Origin of the sequence: Alkalicoccus chagannorensis DSM 18086 (genome assembly GCF_000429725.1) — a bacterium.
Lineage (GTDB): Bacteria > Bacillota > Bacilli > Bacillales > Salisediminibacteriaceae > Alkalicoccus > Alkalicoccus chagannorensis.
The window spans coordinates 1-15,894 of record NZ_AUCK01000037.1; the positions used below are offsets into that span (position 1 = coordinate 1).

Here is a 15,894-nt window from a genome sequence, read left to right on the forward strand (position 1 = left end):
TACCGTTGTTCCTTGTAGGAATTCCTCCCTTTTCAGAACCCTGACAAGACCTCCCCGGGTAAGTCTGACCGCTTTCCACCCGTCGGCACAGGATTTACTGAACGGGACTCGGGTAATGTCGGATTTCGTCTTGTGTGGCAGACTCATCCATCCCTGTTCAGCCTTGTATCCTGTTCCTGTTCGTTGCCGCGTGTGTTTGCGTCCGGCTTCCTTCAGATTCCGGGTCACCCCGGACACCCTTGCCATTCGCTAACGGTTCCCATTACCAAGCCCGTAGTGGACTTTCACCACCAAGCTGTCAGACATGCCGGGCACACGACGAAACGCTCCCGACGATTCATTTGGAATCATCGGGAGCGTCTATTCCTTCTTCTGGACGTGATTATCCCGGCCGTGTTTAAGCCATTTCATCAAAATACGAACCTTTACGCGAAACCTTCGCTTCTTCTCTTCTGAGAGCGTCATCGGGCTGCTTTTTCTCTTTCTGAACACCATAGCCGCTCTGCTTTAGTATAGTACCATCCTGTTCCTGCAGCTGTTTCCGCAGTTTTGCCTGAGCAATCCTCTCGTACCGCATAAATAAATTTTCATAAGGGCTCCGCCGCTCAAGACTGCCGTAAAGGTCGATACTCGTTATCGGATCAACAGTCAACTCCCGACGCTTCTGCAGTTCTTGTCTATTTGCATAGTTCATTGCCTGCTCATCACGGATCTGTGGAATGTATCCCATATGGATCCCTCCTTCTTACCTTTCTACCCTTATTATCGACAAAACAATCCTGTATCTTGAGCACAGTATTCAGAATTTTAAAAATTTTACCCCTTGTGCGTGTTTATTGGGGAGAAGGAGAATCTCCGCTGCAGCTCCGCAGATCGGCCGGCGAATGGGAGGACATGCACCGGCTGTGTTATTTCTAATCTCAAACGAAACGCTGCCGAGGATCCATGCAGGATCCTCGGCAGCGTTTCTTGCTTCATTCGATTGTTTTTGTCCAAGCCTCCGCTAAGTAGCAGCCGGCGTTTTCATCTCGGTTGGACCCTCAGAAAGGAATCTGAACATAGAAAGACGCTCAACCATTTCAGGAGCAGCTCTGAAGAGAAGCGCCTGTGCTGTGCGGTTTCCGGTCCGCAAACCGTGCTCTCTTCGACTTGCTGCACCTGATGATCGTTCCTGTTACTTCAGACCGATCGTATGGTAACCGCCGTCGACGTGGATCATCTCTCCCGTAACACCACTGGAGAGCCCGCTGAACAGGTAGAGAGCTGTTTTCCCTACTTCTTCCTGGGTCACGGTACGCTGCAGCGGAGCATGATCCTCCATTTCTTTTAATACTTCATTAAAACCGCCGATGCCCTTTGCCGACAATGTGCGAATCGGGCCGGCTGAGATAGCGTTCACCCGCACCTGCTGCGGACCGAGATCGTGTGCCAGGTATTTTACACTCGCATCGAGGCTCGCTTTGGCTACGCCCATCACGTTATAGTTCTTCACGTACCGTTCCCCGCCCAGGTAAGTCAAGGTGACGATCGAAGCTCCTTCGTTCAGAAGCGGGCGGGCTGCTTTCGCTGCAGCTGTAAGCGAGTAGGCACTGATGTTATGTGCCAGCAGAAAACCTTCACGGGTAGTGTTCATATAGTCGCCATCCAGCTCATCTTTATTGGCGAAAGCAACACAGTGGGCCAGGCCGTCGATGGTACCTGCTATTTCACCAATCTGCTGAAACGCTGCCGCTATCTCTTCATCACTTGTGACGTCACAGGAAATGGCGTGATGCTCTCCATCCAGTGACTCTGCCAGTTCGCGGACAGGCCTCTCGAACCGCTCCCCTGCATAGGTGAAGATCAGATTCGCCCCCGACTGATCCAGCGCCTGGGCGATCCCCCAAGCAATGCTCCTTTTATTGGCAACACCCATAATCACATACGTTTTACCTTGTACCTGCAGATCCATAGACTGCTCCTCCTCTATCACGATTTGATATTATGATCTGGTACTAATTTTACCTTTGTCGCTGCCAGCCGTCAATTGCCGCTTGAGCTGTCTGTCGGAAACACGTACAATAGCATAGCTGAAAGGAAGTGTCGTTATGGAAAAATTCGATGTCATCGGCGATGTACATGGATGCCGCCGGGAGATGCAGGAGCTTCTCCGGGACCTCGGCTATACCTTCCGCGATGGTCATCTTCTGCATGAAGAAGGAAGAAAACCGGTCTTTATCGGTGATTTAACCGACCGAGGACCGGACTCGATCGGGGTACTAGACGATGTTACGGGCTGGTATGCCGCCGGGGAGGCTTTGTATGTACCTGGCAATCACTGCGACAAGTTGTACCGCTGGATGATCGGACGACCGGTGAAAGTGAACCACGGGCTTGAAACGACTGTCTCCGGGTTCCAGGCTCTCCAGAAAGAGGCAAGAAAGCACCTGCAGGACCGCTTTATCAGCATGGTCAAAGAAGCTCCACTCTACCTGCAGCTGGACAGAGGGCGGCTCATCGCTGCCCACGCAGGCATCCGGCACCGTGATATTGGTGCGGCCCCTGAGAAAGTACGCTCCTTCGTCCTCTATGGAGATACGACGGGACAATTCACGGAAGATGGGTTTCCCATCCGACGGGACTGGGCTTCCCTTTACCCACAAGGGGACGAATGGATTGTCTACGGGCATACCCCGGTGCGGACACCCCGATTTGTCGGCAGGACCGTAAACATCGATACCGGCTGTGTTTTCGGCGGCAGCTTAACGGCACTCCGATATCCGGAGTTGACCACCTTATCGGTTGCCTCCGCGCAGCCGGAAGTCCCCGAAAAGTTCTCTTTCACCGACTAAGCTGAAAACCAGGGCCGGCGTCAAAGGAAAACCGCTCCTGTGTGTAGGGATGCAGGAACTCGACGGCTCTGGCGTGAAGATGCAGCCTCGGCACATCGTCATCCTCCTGTCCATACAGACCGTCACCAAGGAGCGGCCACCCGAGCCAGGCCATGTGCAGACGGATCTGGTGTGTTCTTCCGGTTTCGATCACTGCCTGAATGCGGGAAAAATCAGCCCCTCGCTCCATCAGCTGAAAATGACTGCGGGCCTCTTTCCCTCCGCAGGAAATCCCGCGCTTGATATAACTGCCGGCTTTTCTCGCTATCGGGGCAGATACACTGACGGCGCTCCATGGAAAACCGCCACCGGCTGCACACTCGTAAATACGGTGAATCCGGCCGTCTGCCTGAGCAGTACTCAAAATGCCATGTGCAAGCGCATGGCGGGCCGCCAGAACAATCCCGCTCGTGCCGCGGTCCAGGCGGGTCACGGGGTGAAAGGTGAAGGGAAGGTGCTGCTCCTGATTCATTTTCAGAACATGAGATGCCACGGAGAGTTCGCTGCGGTCCACTGTCGGAATGACGACAACCCCTGCAGGTTTATAAAGAAGCAGGATAAAATCATCTTCATACAGGATCTCAATGCCGGGGACGTATGCCGGCGTGATATTGCTGCTCTGCTTTTCTGGAGGAAGCCTCACTTCCACTACATCACCTTGCTGGACGACTGCGGTCACCTTCTGTTCTCTGCCATTCAACACGATTTCCCCGCCATGAAACTTCACATCAGCGAGCAGCTTCCGTGAAAATCCTGCATAGGTACGAAGAAAAAAGCGGAGGAGTTTTCCATCCGCTTCTTCCGGTACTGTCCACTGAATCGCTGGGGTGCCCATCAGATAAAGGATTCCTTTACCCGTTTCCAAAATGGGAACGGACGGAATCTTGCAAACCGTACCTGCTCATCTGCTACGCGCACCTGAATCGATTTCACTTTTTTCTGTACATGTGTCAAATGATCCACTGTCACCTGAAAATCCACATCGTTCTTCGGTTTCAACAGGCACGTATGATGCTCCGGGAGAACAACAGGAGAGCCGATGGTTCTGTAAACACGGTTATTGATCGATGCCATCTCCGCAAGCTGAATGGAGGCCAGAGAAGGATGAAGGATTGCGCCGCCGAGGGCTTTATTGTAAGCCGTACTGCCCGATGGTGTGGAGAGACATAAGCCGTCCCCGCGGAAAGTTTCAAACTGCTCCCCTTTAATTTCAATATCCATGACAAGCGAGCCTTCCATGCTTTTGACGGTGCATTCATTCAGAGCCAGGTACCGCTCGGTTTCCTGGTCATTCGTGTAGCGGATCATGACTTCCAGCAGCGGATATTCTACAATTTTGAAAGGTGTTTTCGCAATGTGGATGACAAGCTTTTCCACTTCATCCGGCTGCCAGTCTGCATAGAAGCCGAGATGCCCGGTATGTACACCGACAAAACTAGTCTCATCCAGACGGTGGGCATATTGATGAAAAGCCTCCAGCAGCGTCCCGTCCCCGCCGATGGAAATGACGATCTCGGGTTCCTCTTCATCATACTCCAGGTCGAATTCCTGAAGGTAGCTCTTCACCCGCTGTGTTAACACATTGGAATCATGATCTCCTCTGGATCGGACGTTAAATTTCATCGCTCTTCCCCTTTCAGTTTTTACGGCGGGAGGCTTCCTGCTTTTTCGTCATGATCTTCTGGGCTTCCTGCACTTCCCCACGGATTTTCGACATTTCCTCATCCAGGCGAAACGCTGCTTCGGCCGCTTTCACCAGCCGCTGTTCGATCTCATCTGGAATCATCCCGGAGTATTTGTACTGCAGGGAATGTTCGATCGTCGCCCAGAAATTCATGGCAAGTGTGCGGATCTGCAGTTCCACAAGAATCTGCTTCTCTCCTTCGATCGTCTGGACTGGATATTGAAGAATCATATGATAGGAACGGTATCCGCTCCGCTTTTTATTTTTTATATAATCTCGTTCTTCAACAATCGTAAAATCCGTGCGTGCCTTGATCAGTTCGACAACAGTGTCGATATCACCGACGAATTGACACATGATCCGGAGACCTGCGAGATCCTGCATGTCTTCCTCAAGCTGATTCAAAGGAATATTCTTTCTTTTCGCTTTCTCCAGAATGCTCGATACCGGCTTTACACGTCCGGTCACAAATTCAATCGGCGTATGTTTCGAGGACAGCTGATATTGGTCGCGGATCCCTTTCATCTTTATCTTCAGCTCTTCCACCGCCTGCTTGTAAGGCGTGAGCATGATATCCCAGTCCATCATGAGGTCATCACCTCTCTTCTTCCAATTCAAATAAACGTTCTACTTTTTCTACAAAATCTTTGCCGTAATTGTGGTTTCCTGCGATGTTGTCCAGCAGAAAGTCCAGTTCTTCCCAGAACGAGGTCAGCTCCACGCTGCCAAGTCCGGTCTTCAGTACGACAGGCGGCTGGTCCGGCCGGCTTTCCCGTATGACGTTCCAGACGTTCTCTTCAAACCGCAGATGGATGAATTCATCCTGATGGGCGAGCAGGTAGACAAATGCTCCTCCATCGGAATCCACGAGCATCCGATCTTCTGGTTCCAATCCTTGAAAAGGAAGGGTCACGTCTGCTGCTACACTAACCTCACGTTCTTGTACTTCCATCTTTTTCACTGTAATCACTTGCTGATACCCCCGCTCTCACTTTTCTTCCAGTTTATCATACTAACGATAATTCCCCTTATTGTAAACGAAAAAACTGCCCGGATACTACTCAGAGCTATAGACGTGCCGCCTTCTTTTATGAAGTCGAGAAGAATTCCGCCGCTTGGACCACGGCTTCGGCCCCTTTACCTCCGGCAGAACAGCCATCTGCAGATGCCTCCTGCGTAAGATGACAGAAATTCAACATCTCTCCATCGTATATTGCGCAGCGTGCAGGGTTGTGGAATAATAGAAAGTAATTGATAAAACTTTTTTAAGGCGGGATATAATGGCAAGCGAAATAGAAATTGAATTCAAGCAGCTGCTCACTCCATCTACATACGAATCGCTGCTTCACTTCTATGACTTTCCGCCTCCCTTTACGCAGGTCAATCACTACTTTGAAACAAGCTCGGGAAAACTGCAGCAGCTCGGTGCTGCACTGCGGGTCCGCACGAAACAGGAAGGGGCTGTTCTCACGTTGAAACAACCCCACGACACGGGACTGCTTGAAACGCACCAGACGGTTTCCACCTCGGAATGGCTGCAGCTGAAAGAGACAGGGGTTATGCCTCCAGGAGAAACGAGAGACGCGGTTATTTCCCTCTTGGAAGACGAGACCCTGCTCGAATACCTCGGCAGTCTGACCACCGTCCGGACCGAAACGACGTTACCTGAAGGAACACTCGTGCTGGATCGTTCTGAGTACGCCGGCAGAACAGATTATGAACTGGAAATGGAAGTGGCGGATTATGAGTCCGGCAGACACTTTTTTGAACAGCTTTTGGAGAGCCATGATCTCACTTGGAATAAACCGCCGAATAAAATAGAACGCTTTTTCCAGGCTGCCTTCGGACAGGATTAAGATGATTACAACATCAGAGAGGAAGATGTATCATGATTCAATCGAACATGCAGGCCGTTCAGCAGCTCCAGATGATGAAGCTCTGGACAAGCCAAGTGTCGTCACCGTTATCCGATTCCGGTTCTAATACTCCCTCTTTTCAGTCTGCTTTAAATCAGGCGCTGCACGAATCACCGAAAACGTTTGCTCAGGCGGCACAGGAAAAGAATGCCTTCACCCCGTCCGCTTCTCCTGTACCGCAGACAGCCTCTACTGCCAATACCGGTTCCAGTTCCGGAAGCAGCTATGACAGCCTGATCCAGCAGGCAGGCAGCAGGCACGGCGTTGATCCCGGGTTGATTAATGCCATCATTAAGCATGAATCCAACTTTCAAGCCGATGCCGTCAGCCATGCCGGAGCGCAGGGACTGATGCAGCTGATGCCGGGCACTGCGGCAGGCCTCGGTGTGAAGAACAGTTTTGATCCCGCTGAAAATATCGATGCCGGCACGCGCTACATTAAATCGATGCTGGATAAGTACAACGGAAATACGGAACTGGCGCTCGCTGCCTACAACGCCGGGCCAGGGAATGTGGACAAACACGGAGGCATTCCGCCGTTCAAAGAAACACAGAACTACGTGCCCCGGGTGATGGGAACCTTCCGCGGTTCTGCCTCAGTATAAAACAATCGGGATCCGTATCCTTCCATGATCGACGACCTCTCGAGCTCGATCCCTCGACGTTAAGGCTAAGCAGGAATAAAAAAGAGGCTGGGACAAAACCAGTATTGAAAGAAGCCCTTACCATTTCGGTGAGGGCTTTCTGTATGAAAGGGGGGGATCCTTCCAATGACAATCGCCTGCCGCGGGCAGAGCTTCCAACGCCCGACGGAGGCGCCTCGGCTTTTCCCACGGATGTGTTCTGCCGCCGGCAGCGTTTTTACGGTTGCTTCGCTTTCTGCCACGGATTCGCTTTGGTGGGCAGCGGACGATACCCTGCATGCCTCCAGCAGCCCTTCCCACGGTCCAGCTCCCCTGACCTCTTTATAGGTCCCGCTTTCCTGCCATCCCTGGGAAGCTTCACCGCATGAAGCACCTCGGCTCTTCAGCAGATTCGAGCATTACTCCTTATTTCTTGCATCTTATTTCTGAAGTGCGTAAGATGACTCTTTGGGACACTTGAAAGCAGTTGTCATAAATAGTTCACATTTGTTGAAGGCAGACACCGCGCCTGCTACAATAAGCATACAATGAAAGAGTGAGGGATATGGATGAACAGCCACTACACTGCATATGAAGCCCTTGGAGAAGACAGACTTCATGAGCTTGTCGATACGTTTTACAGCCACGTCGAAGAGCATCCTGAACTGTCTCCCATATTTCCAGATGACATGTCGGAAACACGCCGGAAACAGAAACAGTTTTTAACACAGTTTTTTGGCGGTCCTGCGCTTTATACCGAGGAACACGGACATCCGATGCTCCGCGCAAAACATATGCAGTTCGCTGTCACTCCTGAACGCAGCCGGGCCTGGTTATCCTGCATGGGACAGGCACTATACGAAACCGGCATCGAGGAGCCGCTCAGATCCTATATGTTTGAGCGTTTTGAAAAAACAGCCGCACACATGATTAACACGAATAACAGCAGTGGACAGGGGGGAAGCAGCTGATGATGACTAAAGATCCTGCCCGCACGTTTGTATGCGGGGAACAAGAGACGAGCTGCTGTCCGGAAGACATGCCTTCCGTGTACGAAGCAGCTTCGATACAGTCAACGATTGAAGTCTATATCTTCATCGATCCTCTCTGCCCGGAATGCTGGGCGATGGAACCGATCATAAAAAAATTAAAGATGGAATACGGGAAATATTTGTCGATGAACATCATCATGGCAAATAACCTGCAGTCCTCTCAGCAGCAGGGGCAGCAGAAGTGCCGTAATCTCGTGAAGGAACTCGCACAATCCTACAATGAAACAGGCTGCCGTACCGGCATGCCCTGTGATGGCAACGTGTGGTACGAGAACATCATGACAACACCGGAATCGGCGATTACCGCAGTGAAAGCTGCGGAACTGCAGGGCCGCGGCATCGGGGCAAAGTACCTCCGGAGAGTCCGCGAAGCGCTGTTCATGCACAAAGAAAACATTGCGGATGAAGAGGTCTTGATTGCCTGCGCTTCCCGCGTGCAGGGCTTGGATTTGAATGAGTTTAAAGAGGACATGCATTCCTCCGCTACAAAAAAGGCGATTGCCGATGACAAATGCACGATCCAGGAAATGGACATCGATACCGCTCCGGCTTTCGTCCTCTTCAGCAGCGACGTGGAAGAGCCCGGCGTGAAGATTGAAGGCGGGTATAAGTATGAAGTGTACGAGAACCAGATTCTGCAGCTGGCAGACACTCCGCTGGAAAAGTGCCCGCCCCAGCCGCTCGAATCATTCACCAGCTTCTACTCCCTCGTCGCCACCAAAGAAATTGCTGTAGTGTATGACATGACGCTGGAGGAAGCCCACAAGGAAATGAAAAAACTACAGCTCCAACAGCTCGTCGAAGAAATTCCGACGAAACATGGTTCTATATGGCGCTCCCTTTCAGATACCGCGACGTAACTATCTACCCGTGATGACGATGCACGCGCACTCCGCCCTCACGGGAAGGCATGCTGCGAGAGATCAACTATGCTATCGCCCGCTTGCTTCTTACAGCAGCCCCTCACTATGGTCCAGGTGAGGGGCTTTTTTCTATCTGTATGGGGGTGGTCCAAATCCCATTCTGCTCCGGCCCTGCAAGCTGCGAGACACCCCCTTCTCCTCGTAACAAGCCATCGCGGACAAGGAGGCGCAGTTGGTAGAGCATACGACGAAGATCTTGGAAAGCCTGACCGCATCTGGTCGTTTCACGAAAGCACGTCTGGCAGTCAGATTGTTCATGAGAAAAGAACAATAGCGCAAAGCGCCTTTTGGTCGGACCAGCGTGTACCGCAAGCTTTTCGAGGGAAAAAGCGGTCTTCTTTCCGCGCAGCGCAGGAAGCCGCCGACTTCCAGCTATGACATTTTCCTACGAAACGAAAAACGATGCCAGCAATCGAAAACGATTAGCTGGCACCTTATTTTATCGGACTCGTTGATCTTAGTAGAATAAAGCAGCGTATGCATCACATTCCTGCTGTCCCGTTTGGATTTAAGCCTCGATCTGCTGCAGAATCTGTTCTACTTCATCCAGCGTTTTTTCAAACGCCTGCATGCCTTTTGCTACAGCATCAGAAGACGTCATGTCCACACCCGCTTTTTTCAGCACGTTAATTGGGTAATCGGAGTTCCCAGCTTTCAAGAAGTCTTTAAACCGCTCTACTGCAGGCTCACCTTCGTCCTGAATCTGTTCAGCAAGCGCAGCTGCAGCGCTGTAGCCGGTAGCATACTGATACACGTAGAAGTTCATATAGAAGTGTGGAATTCTCGCCCATTCCCAGGAGATCTCTTCATCAATGGTAACGTTGTTCCCGAAGTACTTTTGATTCAGCGCGTAATATTCTTCTTTCAGCATGTCCGGTGTCAGCGGCGTTCCTGCTGCAGCTTTTTCGTGGATCAGCTGTTCAAACTCCGCAAACATCGTTTGTCTGAAGACCGTTCCGCGGAACCCTTCAAGGAAGTGATTAAGCAGATAGAGGCGCTTCCTCGGATCAGATTCCTTGTCGAGCAGATGACGGCTCAACAAAATTTCGTTCGTCGTGGAAGCCACTTCTGCAACGAAAATAGAGTAGTCAGCGTACGGAAACGGCTGGTTGGCCCGCGTATAATAACTGTGGACAGAATGGCCGAATTCATGAGCCAGTGTAAACAGGTTCGTAATGTTATTCTGCCAGTTCATCAAAATATACGGCTTCGTTCCGTACGTTCCTGAGGAGTAGGCGCCGCTCCGCTTGCCCTGATTTTCGTCTACATCGACCCAGCGGTCGTCAAGCCCTTCTTTCACAATGCTCTGGTATTCCGGTCCCATCGCCTGCAGTCCGTCTACCATAAGCTCTTTCGCTTCTTCATAGTCGACATTGAATCCGGCATCTTCCACGAGCGGTGTGTACATATCATAAAGGTGAAGCTCATCCAGCTCCAGGACCCGCTTTCGGATGTCTACATACCTATGAAGCAGATGCAGGTGTTCATTCACCGTATCCACCAGCTGATCATACACGATTTCGGGGATATGGTTGGCGCTGAGCGCGGCTTCTCTCGCACTGGAATAACCACGCACCTGAGATTGGAACAAGTTTTTCTTTACGCTCCCTGCCAGGGTGCTTGCAAACGTGTTCTCATACTGGCTGTACGTGTCATACATCGCCTGAAAAGCGTCCTGCCTCACCTGACGGCTGCTGCTTTGAAGAAAGCCGATAAACCTGCCCTGAGACAGCTCTGCTTCTTCGCCGTTCTCGTCTTTAATAACAGGAAAACGAAGGTCTGCGTTGTTCAGCATACTGAATGTATTACCGGACTGTCCGGTGACGTCCCCGGCGCGTGCCATCAGTTCCTCTTCTTTTTCAGAGAGAACATGAGGACGTTTCTCATTGAGGCGTTCAAACATATGGCTGTAAACCTGCAGCCCTTCATGAGTATCGAGAAAAGCCTGAATCTCCGCTTCTTCCATTCTGAGAATTTCCGGCGTCATAAACGACGTGACCTGCTTGAACTGAACAATCAGCTGCCTCGCGCGTTCATTCAGCCCCTGATAGAAGGAATTGGTCGTATCTTCGTCATAGCGCATACGTGCATAGACGACGAGCCTGCCTAAATCAATCGAGATACTGTCATCGAGCTGAAGTGCTTCGTATAGTGTACCGGCAGAGGAAGACAGCTTCCCCTGATACTGCTGCATGTCTGGTATACGTTTGGAGACGGAAGCAAATGCTTTTTCCCATTCCTCAATGGAACTGAAAATATCTTCAAGATCCCACGTTCTTTCTACAGGAAGATCTTTACGCGCGGGAAGTGCTGTGTTTCCACTCATTCTATCCCTCCATTATGTAATATTTGAACCTGCTTCCATCCTAAGTGATTCTTGGCGTGGATTCAAATGTTTTTACTCTCGAAATACTTTTTCACTGTTTCCTGTACGTGTTCGTCATCGAGAAGCAGCCGCTCATGTGTCTTTTTCCACGTCACTGTCTGCTTCACCTGATAAACTGCCGGATAACGGCGGACTACACCTCCGAACATTTCCATCATATCAAGATACGAAAAGAGAAACTGCCGGATCTGATTATCCTCATGATGCTGCACGCGTTGAATAACGGTTCCCTGCTTTTTTATGTATCGAAGAAGAGACTCAATCCGAATGATCCGATGTGCATCCATGTAGTCGAGAACGGTCGTCTGCAGCCATTCTGCCGGATTGCCGGTGACGATGTTATCCACAAGGGGGAGGTGAGCGACCGCCGGGAAATGCTGCTTTCTCAGCCCGCGACGGTGCAGACATTCGATAAACCGATCTCTGGCAGGCAGAGGCGGGCCGACGGTGCCTGCAGCATGACGTTTCTGCTGCAGGAGACGAGCGTACTCCCGATGCACACGTTGAAAATAGCCATTTGGGAGACGCGGTCTCGTTTTCAAGAACAGGAGGTCGACTGTTGACTGATCCATCGGGTAATTCGTGGAGGCCGTCAGCATACTGCTGTTCGATAGCTGCACGGGGGCATAGACAAGCTGCAGTTCCCGCTTTTCAATAAGCAGCCTCCATTGGTGAAGAAAAGGAAAAAAATGAAAGGCTTCTGCTCTCCATGAAGGTACGCGCTCGTGGGTCACACGCTTTTCTGCAGGGGCAGTGAACCAAATCACCACATGGCCTTTCCGACGGTAATCAGCACTCCGGCGTGCCAGCTCGCCTGCCGGCAGCGCACTGAACTGCACTTCGAACACGACACTCATCCCTTTCCAGGCAAACCACACGTCAGCCCTCTGCTTTTCGCCAATACGCTTTTCGATTACCGGCCGGAGCCCCTGACTGCTGAGCCAGGATGCAAGAAGCTGCTTCGCCTTCTGATGTGCTTCGGATTCACGGGACCCTGTGCAGCTTGTATGCCTGACATGGGCGAAATGCTGCCTGACTTTTTCTGTCCCGCCTTTCACATGGCATTCTTCTCCACAGGCCGGACAGCGGTACACTCGTTCTTTTGAACCGAAGGAAGCATCGACCTGCTCTCCCTTCTCATTTAAGGCAGTAAACATCCTTCTCCTCCTCGGAACGTTTGTTCTGTTTTTGTGTAAAAAAGAGCCGGCACAAGCTGTGCCGGTACTTCTTAAGCTGAAAATTGGGTTCGAATCGTCTGAAGCGCTGACTCATCGAGAATCGTCTTGCCATATTCCTGAATACGGTGGATCGTAATATCCGACTCATAGCCGTATTCCAGCACTCTGCTCAGCAGGTTATCCTGCTCTTCATCCGTGAACAAATCATTAATTGTCACAAAGAGATAGTACGTACCTTCGAAATGATACAGGGATGTATGCACATCCTGTTCATCGAAACGGGTACTGAGAGAGATGACATCTTCAAAGTCATCGAATCCTACGACGACGCTGAGCGTGTTTTCTTTATCTTCGGATTCTTCGCCCGTGAACTGCTGATCGAGCATATCGACGATGTTTTTATCGACACCTTCTTCCTCTTCGAGAGGAATTTCCAGTTTCACGCTGCCGTCATTCATCTGACCGCGTGTAACAATGACCTCGAGTCCTTTTTCCAATGCATGGACCTGCACCCAGAGAGGCCCGTTCATCTCAAATTTCTCCTGATCACTCACTTCATTCATCATTTCAAAGAAGAGTTCTTCCCCGCGCTCCCGGCTGTACCAGATTTCCTCTTTATCGAAACCTCGTCGTTCAATGTCACTGTAAGTGATATAGAACTTGATTGTTGTGTCATTGATTCTTTCTATTTCCATGGTGTCTCACCCTTTCGCGAAATATATTCCGCTGATGACTGATGGAATGTTGATACTATTCTATTCCCATTCCAGAGACTCGTCAATCAATAAAATACGTTGTACCTATTCTAAGCTATCTGGCGGCAGAAAGAAATAATTCTGCATCAATTGCTCCGCTCATTTATCAGAAAATTCACAATTTGTTCGCTGATGAAGCTGAAGAAATAGAAATAGGGTGAAGGCTTCTATAAAAGTAAGCTTCACCCTCCACTAGAATATATCATAAACGACATCAGCTGTTAAGCGTGGTACTTATTCATTTACGAGCTTTTTCGCTGCCTCTTGAAGATGAAAGGTTCGGACCTTTCTCGGCAGGAATCTTCTGATTTCTGCTTCGTTATAACCTACCTGGATTCTTTTCTCATCGAGAATAATCGGCCGGCGCAGCAGACCCGGATGATCGCTGATCAGCTGAAACAGCTCTTGAAGCGGCATGGCGTCCAGTTCCACGTCTAGTTCCTGAAATACTTTTGAACGGGTAGAAATAATCTCATCCGTTCCATCTTCTGTCATACGGACGACTTGTTTTACTTCTTCAACGGAAAGAGGTTCGGAGAAAATGTTTCTTTCTTCAAACGGGATATCGTGCTCCTCCAGCCAAGCCTTTGCTTTTCTGCAGGACGTACAGCTCGGTGATGTAAATAAGGTGACCATAAACGGAATCTCCCTTCCAAATTAAAATGGTGAAAACGATCCTTATTTATAATGATTATTATAGCACAATCAATATAAATTCTCAAGTTCCCTTAAACATAAATTGAACAAAAATTGTACAGACTAAGTAATTAAGTGACGCATTTTACTTTTTTCCCTTTTTTCACGAATTTAAACGCTTTATTGTCATTTTAAATGAAGAAGAAACTTTCTCTGTTTCATTGTTCATGTTATCACATTTTCAGTTAGATTCATATGTTATCAATTAAATAGAAATGTAAAAAGGTGCTGCCTTGTTCCCGTCCATCTCCCGGGAAGCAGCTGCAGTGCCCTGATTCCGGAGTCCCACAGGCAGACGTAACCCCCCCGTCAGAACATTGTCGACGAGGGGGCACATTCCTTTTCCGTACTGTGCAACGGCCGTAGTTATCACCGTATCCAGTCCGGGTGATGTTACGAAGCCGTGTCTTTCGTTGATACAGGCTCTTTTTTAGGAAGCCCGTTCACTTCTCCCAGCTTCTTCTTCAATAAATCTTTCCATACAAGACGCTTTTTTGTTTTCCTCTTGGTTCTGCTGTTTTTCATGCCAACCACTCCTTTCTAAGCTGACTGAAACAACGACCGCTGGGAACCTTTACGTTGTCTTGTCTTTACTGCGATGATACTTTAATGCTTTTTCTGCGTCTTCATAAGCTTCCCCGTAAATTTCTTCATCCTTATAACGGTGAATGAGGTTGTACATCTTCCGCATATTCTCATAAATGCTCTCTTCTGATTCCACCCTCGGAGACCAATATAGGATCTCTAATTGACTTCGTTCTCCGGTATCGAGAGATTTACGGGAATACCCGATCGATTCTGCATGTTGAAATCCTTCCCGTTCGTAAAAGCGCTGCCTTTTCCGGGTGTCCGTATCATCATAATCAACCGGTTCCACTTCAAGAATGATAGGACAGCCTCTTTTTTTCAGATCATCGAGAAGCCTGCTTCCAATGCCTTTCCCTCTGGCTTCCTTCGACACATAGAGGTAATCAATGAACGTAAAATCTTCCATCTCAACATACATCATCACATGAAAAGAATCTTCACTCTTTTTGTAAATATCGTCTTTTTCTTTTAAAAGCAGTTCAATGTGCTCCCTGGACTTCATCTCTTCATCAGGGAAATAACGGTTCAGCTTCTCATACCAATGCAATCCATCACTTCCCTTCAACATCTGATCTTCCTTCTATTATAACTCGAAAAGTCTTATCAGGGAAGCGCTCTCAGCATTCCTTTCTTTCCATGAGAAGCTTCAGGGAGGAATGGCACCTCCTCACCTTTGTATAGGATTCAATTTCTCGCGCGTTCGAGCCGATGTTTCTACACAGCCGCTCTTTTGGTTTTCAGAGCAGCTCGGAGAAAGCGGAAACCTCTCGTACAGCTTAAGGGAATGTCACGCCCCCCTCTCACCATGCATCTAGATCCTCTCTCTGCTCGTTTCTGACATATCAAGATGATAGATAACAGGGTCTGCGTACTGACCTGCGGATTGTTCTCCTCCTTCGACAACTATGCCAGACCCTATTTTAAAGCCGAAAAAAGAGGCTGGGACAAAACCAGAATCAAAAGAAGCCCTTACCATTTTTTGGTAAGGGCTTTCTGTACGAGGGGGATTGATCCTTCCAATGCCAATCGCTTGCCGCGGGCAAGGCTTCAGCTAACCGCCGCAAAAACAGCGGCGGTGGATCTTCAGCCCTTGCTTTTCCCGCAGGCGTCTCTTGTCTTTTCACGATCAACCCATGATAAAGACCGTACGGTCTTGATTTCTCGATAAAAAAAGGATACCTTCAGGTTAAGCTAGAACGACCAAGTCATAACAAAACCGGAGG

At 49.7% G+C, this 15,894-nt stretch carries 17 protein-coding genes; 5 read left to right on the plus strand and 12 right to left on the minus strand.

The window, feature by feature from the left end:
- Positions 1–397: 397 nt before the first annotated feature.
- Together G477_RS0114490 and fabI are read right to left on the minus strand one after the other, a co-directional pair.
- Positions 398–730: a hypothetical protein gene (locus G477_RS0114490; RefSeq protein WP_026698541.1), complete on the minus strand. Its 333-nt coding sequence runs from the start codon at positions 728–730 to the stop codon at positions 398–400.
- A 444-nt stretch (positions 731–1,174) separates the two neighbouring features.
- Positions 1,175–1,951 carry an enoyl-ACP reductase FabI gene (gene fabI / locus G477_RS0114495; protein ID WP_026698542.1) on the minus strand — a complete coding sequence of 259 codons (777 nt, stop codon included), beginning with the start codon at positions 1,949–1,951 and terminating at the stop codon, positions 1,175–1,177.
- Between the two features lie 136 nt (positions 1,952–2,087).
- Between fabI and prpE the strand changes: the two genes are divergently transcribed.
- Positions 2,088–2,831, plus strand: a complete 744-nt coding sequence (gene prpE, locus G477_RS0114500; RefSeq protein ID WP_035212128.1) for a bis(5'-nucleosyl)-tetraphosphatase PrpE — start codon at positions 2,088–2,090, stop codon at positions 2,829–2,831.
- Here the strand turns inward: prpE and G477_RS0114505 are convergent.
- From G477_RS0114505 to G477_RS0114520, 4 genes are read right to left on the minus strand one after another with little or no spacing between them, the layout of a single operon-like run.
- On the minus strand, positions 2,821–3,705 hold the full coding sequence (locus G477_RS0114505) for an RluA family pseudouridine synthase (protein WP_026698544.1): 885 nt from the start codon (positions 3,703–3,705) through the stop codon (positions 2,821–2,823). The two genes, prpE and G477_RS0114505, sit on opposite strands and share 11 nt — an antisense overlap.
- Positions 3,705–4,493 (minus strand): NAD kinase, encoded by a 789-nt coding sequence (locus G477_RS0114510; RefSeq protein ID WP_026698545.1) that lies wholly within the window; start codon positions 4,491–4,493, stop codon positions 3,705–3,707. The genes G477_RS0114505 and G477_RS0114510 overlap by 1 nt, the downstream gene beginning before the upstream one ends.
- 13 nt (positions 4,494–4,506) lie before the next feature.
- Positions 4,507–5,142, minus strand: a complete 636-nt coding sequence (gene yjbM / locus G477_RS0114515; protein ID WP_026698546.1) for a GTP diphosphokinase — start codon at positions 5,140–5,142, stop codon at positions 4,507–4,509.
- A 7-nt stretch (positions 5,143–5,149) separates the two neighbouring features.
- Positions 5,150–5,524: a UPF0738 family protein gene (locus G477_RS0114520; protein WP_026698547.1), complete on the minus strand. Its 375-nt coding sequence runs from the start codon at positions 5,522–5,524 to the stop codon at positions 5,150–5,152.
- A 310-nt stretch (positions 5,525–5,834) separates the two neighbouring features.
- Between G477_RS0114520 and G477_RS0114525 the strand changes: the two genes are divergently transcribed.
- The 4 genes from G477_RS0114525 (at position 5,835) to G477_RS0114540 (ending at position 9,005) form a co-directional block, all read left to right on the plus strand.
- Positions 5,835–6,410 (plus strand): CYTH domain-containing protein, encoded by a 576-nt coding sequence (locus tag G477_RS0114525; protein ID WP_026698548.1) that lies wholly within the window; start codon positions 5,835–5,837, stop codon positions 6,408–6,410.
- 32 nt (positions 6,411–6,442) lie between these two features.
- Positions 6,443–7,075 carry a lytic transglycosylase domain-containing protein gene (locus G477_RS0114530; protein ID WP_026698549.1) on the plus strand — a complete coding sequence of 211 codons (633 nt, stop codon included), beginning with the start codon at positions 6,443–6,445 and terminating at the stop codon, positions 7,073–7,075.
- Between the two features lie 587 nt (positions 7,076–7,662).
- The gene (locus G477_RS0114535) at positions 7,663–8,064 is read left to right on the plus strand and encodes a globin domain-containing protein (protein WP_026698550.1); all 402 of its coding nucleotides are present in this window, start codon (positions 7,663–7,665) and stop codon (positions 8,062–8,064) included.
- The gene (locus G477_RS0114540; RefSeq protein ID WP_026698551.1) at positions 8,064–9,005 is read left to right on the plus strand and encodes a ClpXP adapter SpxH family protein; all 942 of its coding nucleotides are present in this window, start codon (positions 8,064–8,066) and stop codon (positions 9,003–9,005) included. Before G477_RS0114535 ends, G477_RS0114540 begins: the two co-directional genes overlap by 1 nt.
- Positions 9,006–9,576: 571 nt before the next feature.
- On the opposite strand, the gene pepF is transcribed toward G477_RS0114540, so the two are convergent.
- From pepF to G477_RS0114575, 6 genes are all read right to left on the minus strand, one after another.
- Positions 9,577–11,394 (minus strand): oligoendopeptidase F, encoded by a 1,818-nt coding sequence (gene pepF / locus G477_RS0114550; RefSeq protein ID WP_026698553.1) that lies wholly within the window; start codon positions 11,392–11,394, stop codon positions 9,577–9,579.
- A gap of 62 nt (positions 11,395–11,456) precedes the next feature.
- Positions 11,457–12,611 (minus strand): competence protein CoiA, encoded by a 1,155-nt coding sequence (locus G477_RS0114555; protein WP_026698554.1) that lies wholly within the window; start codon positions 12,609–12,611, stop codon positions 11,457–11,459.
- A 71-nt stretch (positions 12,612–12,682) separates the two neighbouring features.
- The gene (gene mecA, locus G477_RS0114560) at positions 12,683–13,327 is read right to left on the minus strand and encodes an adaptor protein MecA (protein ID WP_026698555.1); all 645 of its coding nucleotides are present in this window, start codon (positions 13,325–13,327) and stop codon (positions 12,683–12,685) included.
- Positions 13,328–13,621: 294 nt separating this feature from the next.
- On the minus strand, positions 13,622–14,023 hold the full coding sequence (spxA, locus tag G477_RS0114565; protein WP_026698556.1) for a transcriptional regulator SpxA: 402 nt from the start codon (positions 14,021–14,023) through the stop codon (positions 13,622–13,624).
- Between the two features lie 453 nt (positions 14,024–14,476).
- Positions 14,477–14,608 carry a hypothetical protein gene (locus G477_RS21635; RefSeq protein ID WP_281171169.1) on the minus strand — a complete coding sequence of 44 codons (132 nt, stop codon included), beginning with the start codon at positions 14,606–14,608 and terminating at the stop codon, positions 14,477–14,479.
- Positions 14,609–14,657: 49 nt separating this feature from the next.
- Positions 14,658–15,218, minus strand: a complete 561-nt coding sequence (locus G477_RS0114575; protein WP_026698557.1) for a GNAT family N-acetyltransferase — start codon at positions 15,216–15,218, stop codon at positions 14,658–14,660.
- Between the last annotated feature and the right edge of the window lie 676 nt (positions 15,219–15,894).

Excerpts from the sequence above, each read along its gene's own strand:
- G477_RS0114490 (WP_026698541.1), bottom strand. The coding sequence starts at position 730 with ATGGGATACATTCCACAGATCCGTGATGAGCAGGCAATGAACTATGCA.
- fabI (WP_026698542.1), bottom strand. The coding sequence starts at position 1,951 with ATGGATCTGCAGGTACAAGGTAAAACGTATGTGATTATGGGTGTTGCC.
- prpE (WP_035212128.1), top strand. The coding sequence starts at position 2,088 with ATGGAAAAATTCGATGTCATCGGCGATGTACATGGATGCCGCCGGGAG.
- G477_RS0114505 (WP_026698544.1), bottom strand. The coding sequence starts at position 3,705 with ATGGGCACCCCAGCGATTCAGTGGACAGTACCGGAAGAAGCGGATGGA.
- G477_RS0114510 (WP_026698545.1), bottom strand. The coding sequence starts at position 4,493 with ATGAAATTTAACGTCCGATCCAGAGGAGATCATGATTCCAATGTGTTA.
- yjbM (WP_026698546.1), bottom strand. The coding sequence starts at position 5,142 with ATGATGGACTGGGATATCATGCTCACGCCTTACAAGCAGGCGGTGGAA.
- G477_RS0114525 (WP_026698548.1), top strand. The coding sequence starts at position 5,835 with ATGGCAAGCGAAATAGAAATTGAATTCAAGCAGCTGCTCACTCCATCT.
- G477_RS0114530 (WP_026698549.1), top strand. The coding sequence starts at position 6,443 with ATGATTCAATCGAACATGCAGGCCGTTCAGCAGCTCCAGATGATGAAG.
- G477_RS0114535 (WP_026698550.1), top strand. The coding sequence starts at position 7,663 with ATGAACAGCCACTACACTGCATATGAAGCCCTTGGAGAAGACAGACTT.
- G477_RS0114540 (WP_026698551.1), top strand. The coding sequence starts at position 8,064 with ATGATGACTAAAGATCCTGCCCGCACGTTTGTATGCGGGGAACAAGAG.
- pepF (WP_026698553.1), bottom strand. The coding sequence starts at position 11,394 with ATGAGTGGAAACACAGCACTTCCCGCGCGTAAAGATCTTCCTGTAGAA.
- G477_RS0114555 (WP_026698554.1), bottom strand. The coding sequence starts at position 12,611 with ATGTTTACTGCCTTAAATGAGAAGGGAGAGCAGGTCGATGCTTCCTTC.
- mecA (WP_026698555.1), bottom strand. The coding sequence starts at position 13,327 with ATGGAAATAGAAAGAATCAATGACACAACAATCAAGTTCTATATCACT.
- spxA (WP_026698556.1), bottom strand. The coding sequence starts at position 14,023 with ATGGTCACCTTATTTACATCACCGAGCTGTACGTCCTGCAGAAAAGCA.
- G477_RS21635 (WP_281171169.1), bottom strand. The coding sequence starts at position 14,608 with ATGAAAAACAGCAGAACCAAGAGGAAAACAAAAAAGCGTCTTGTATGG.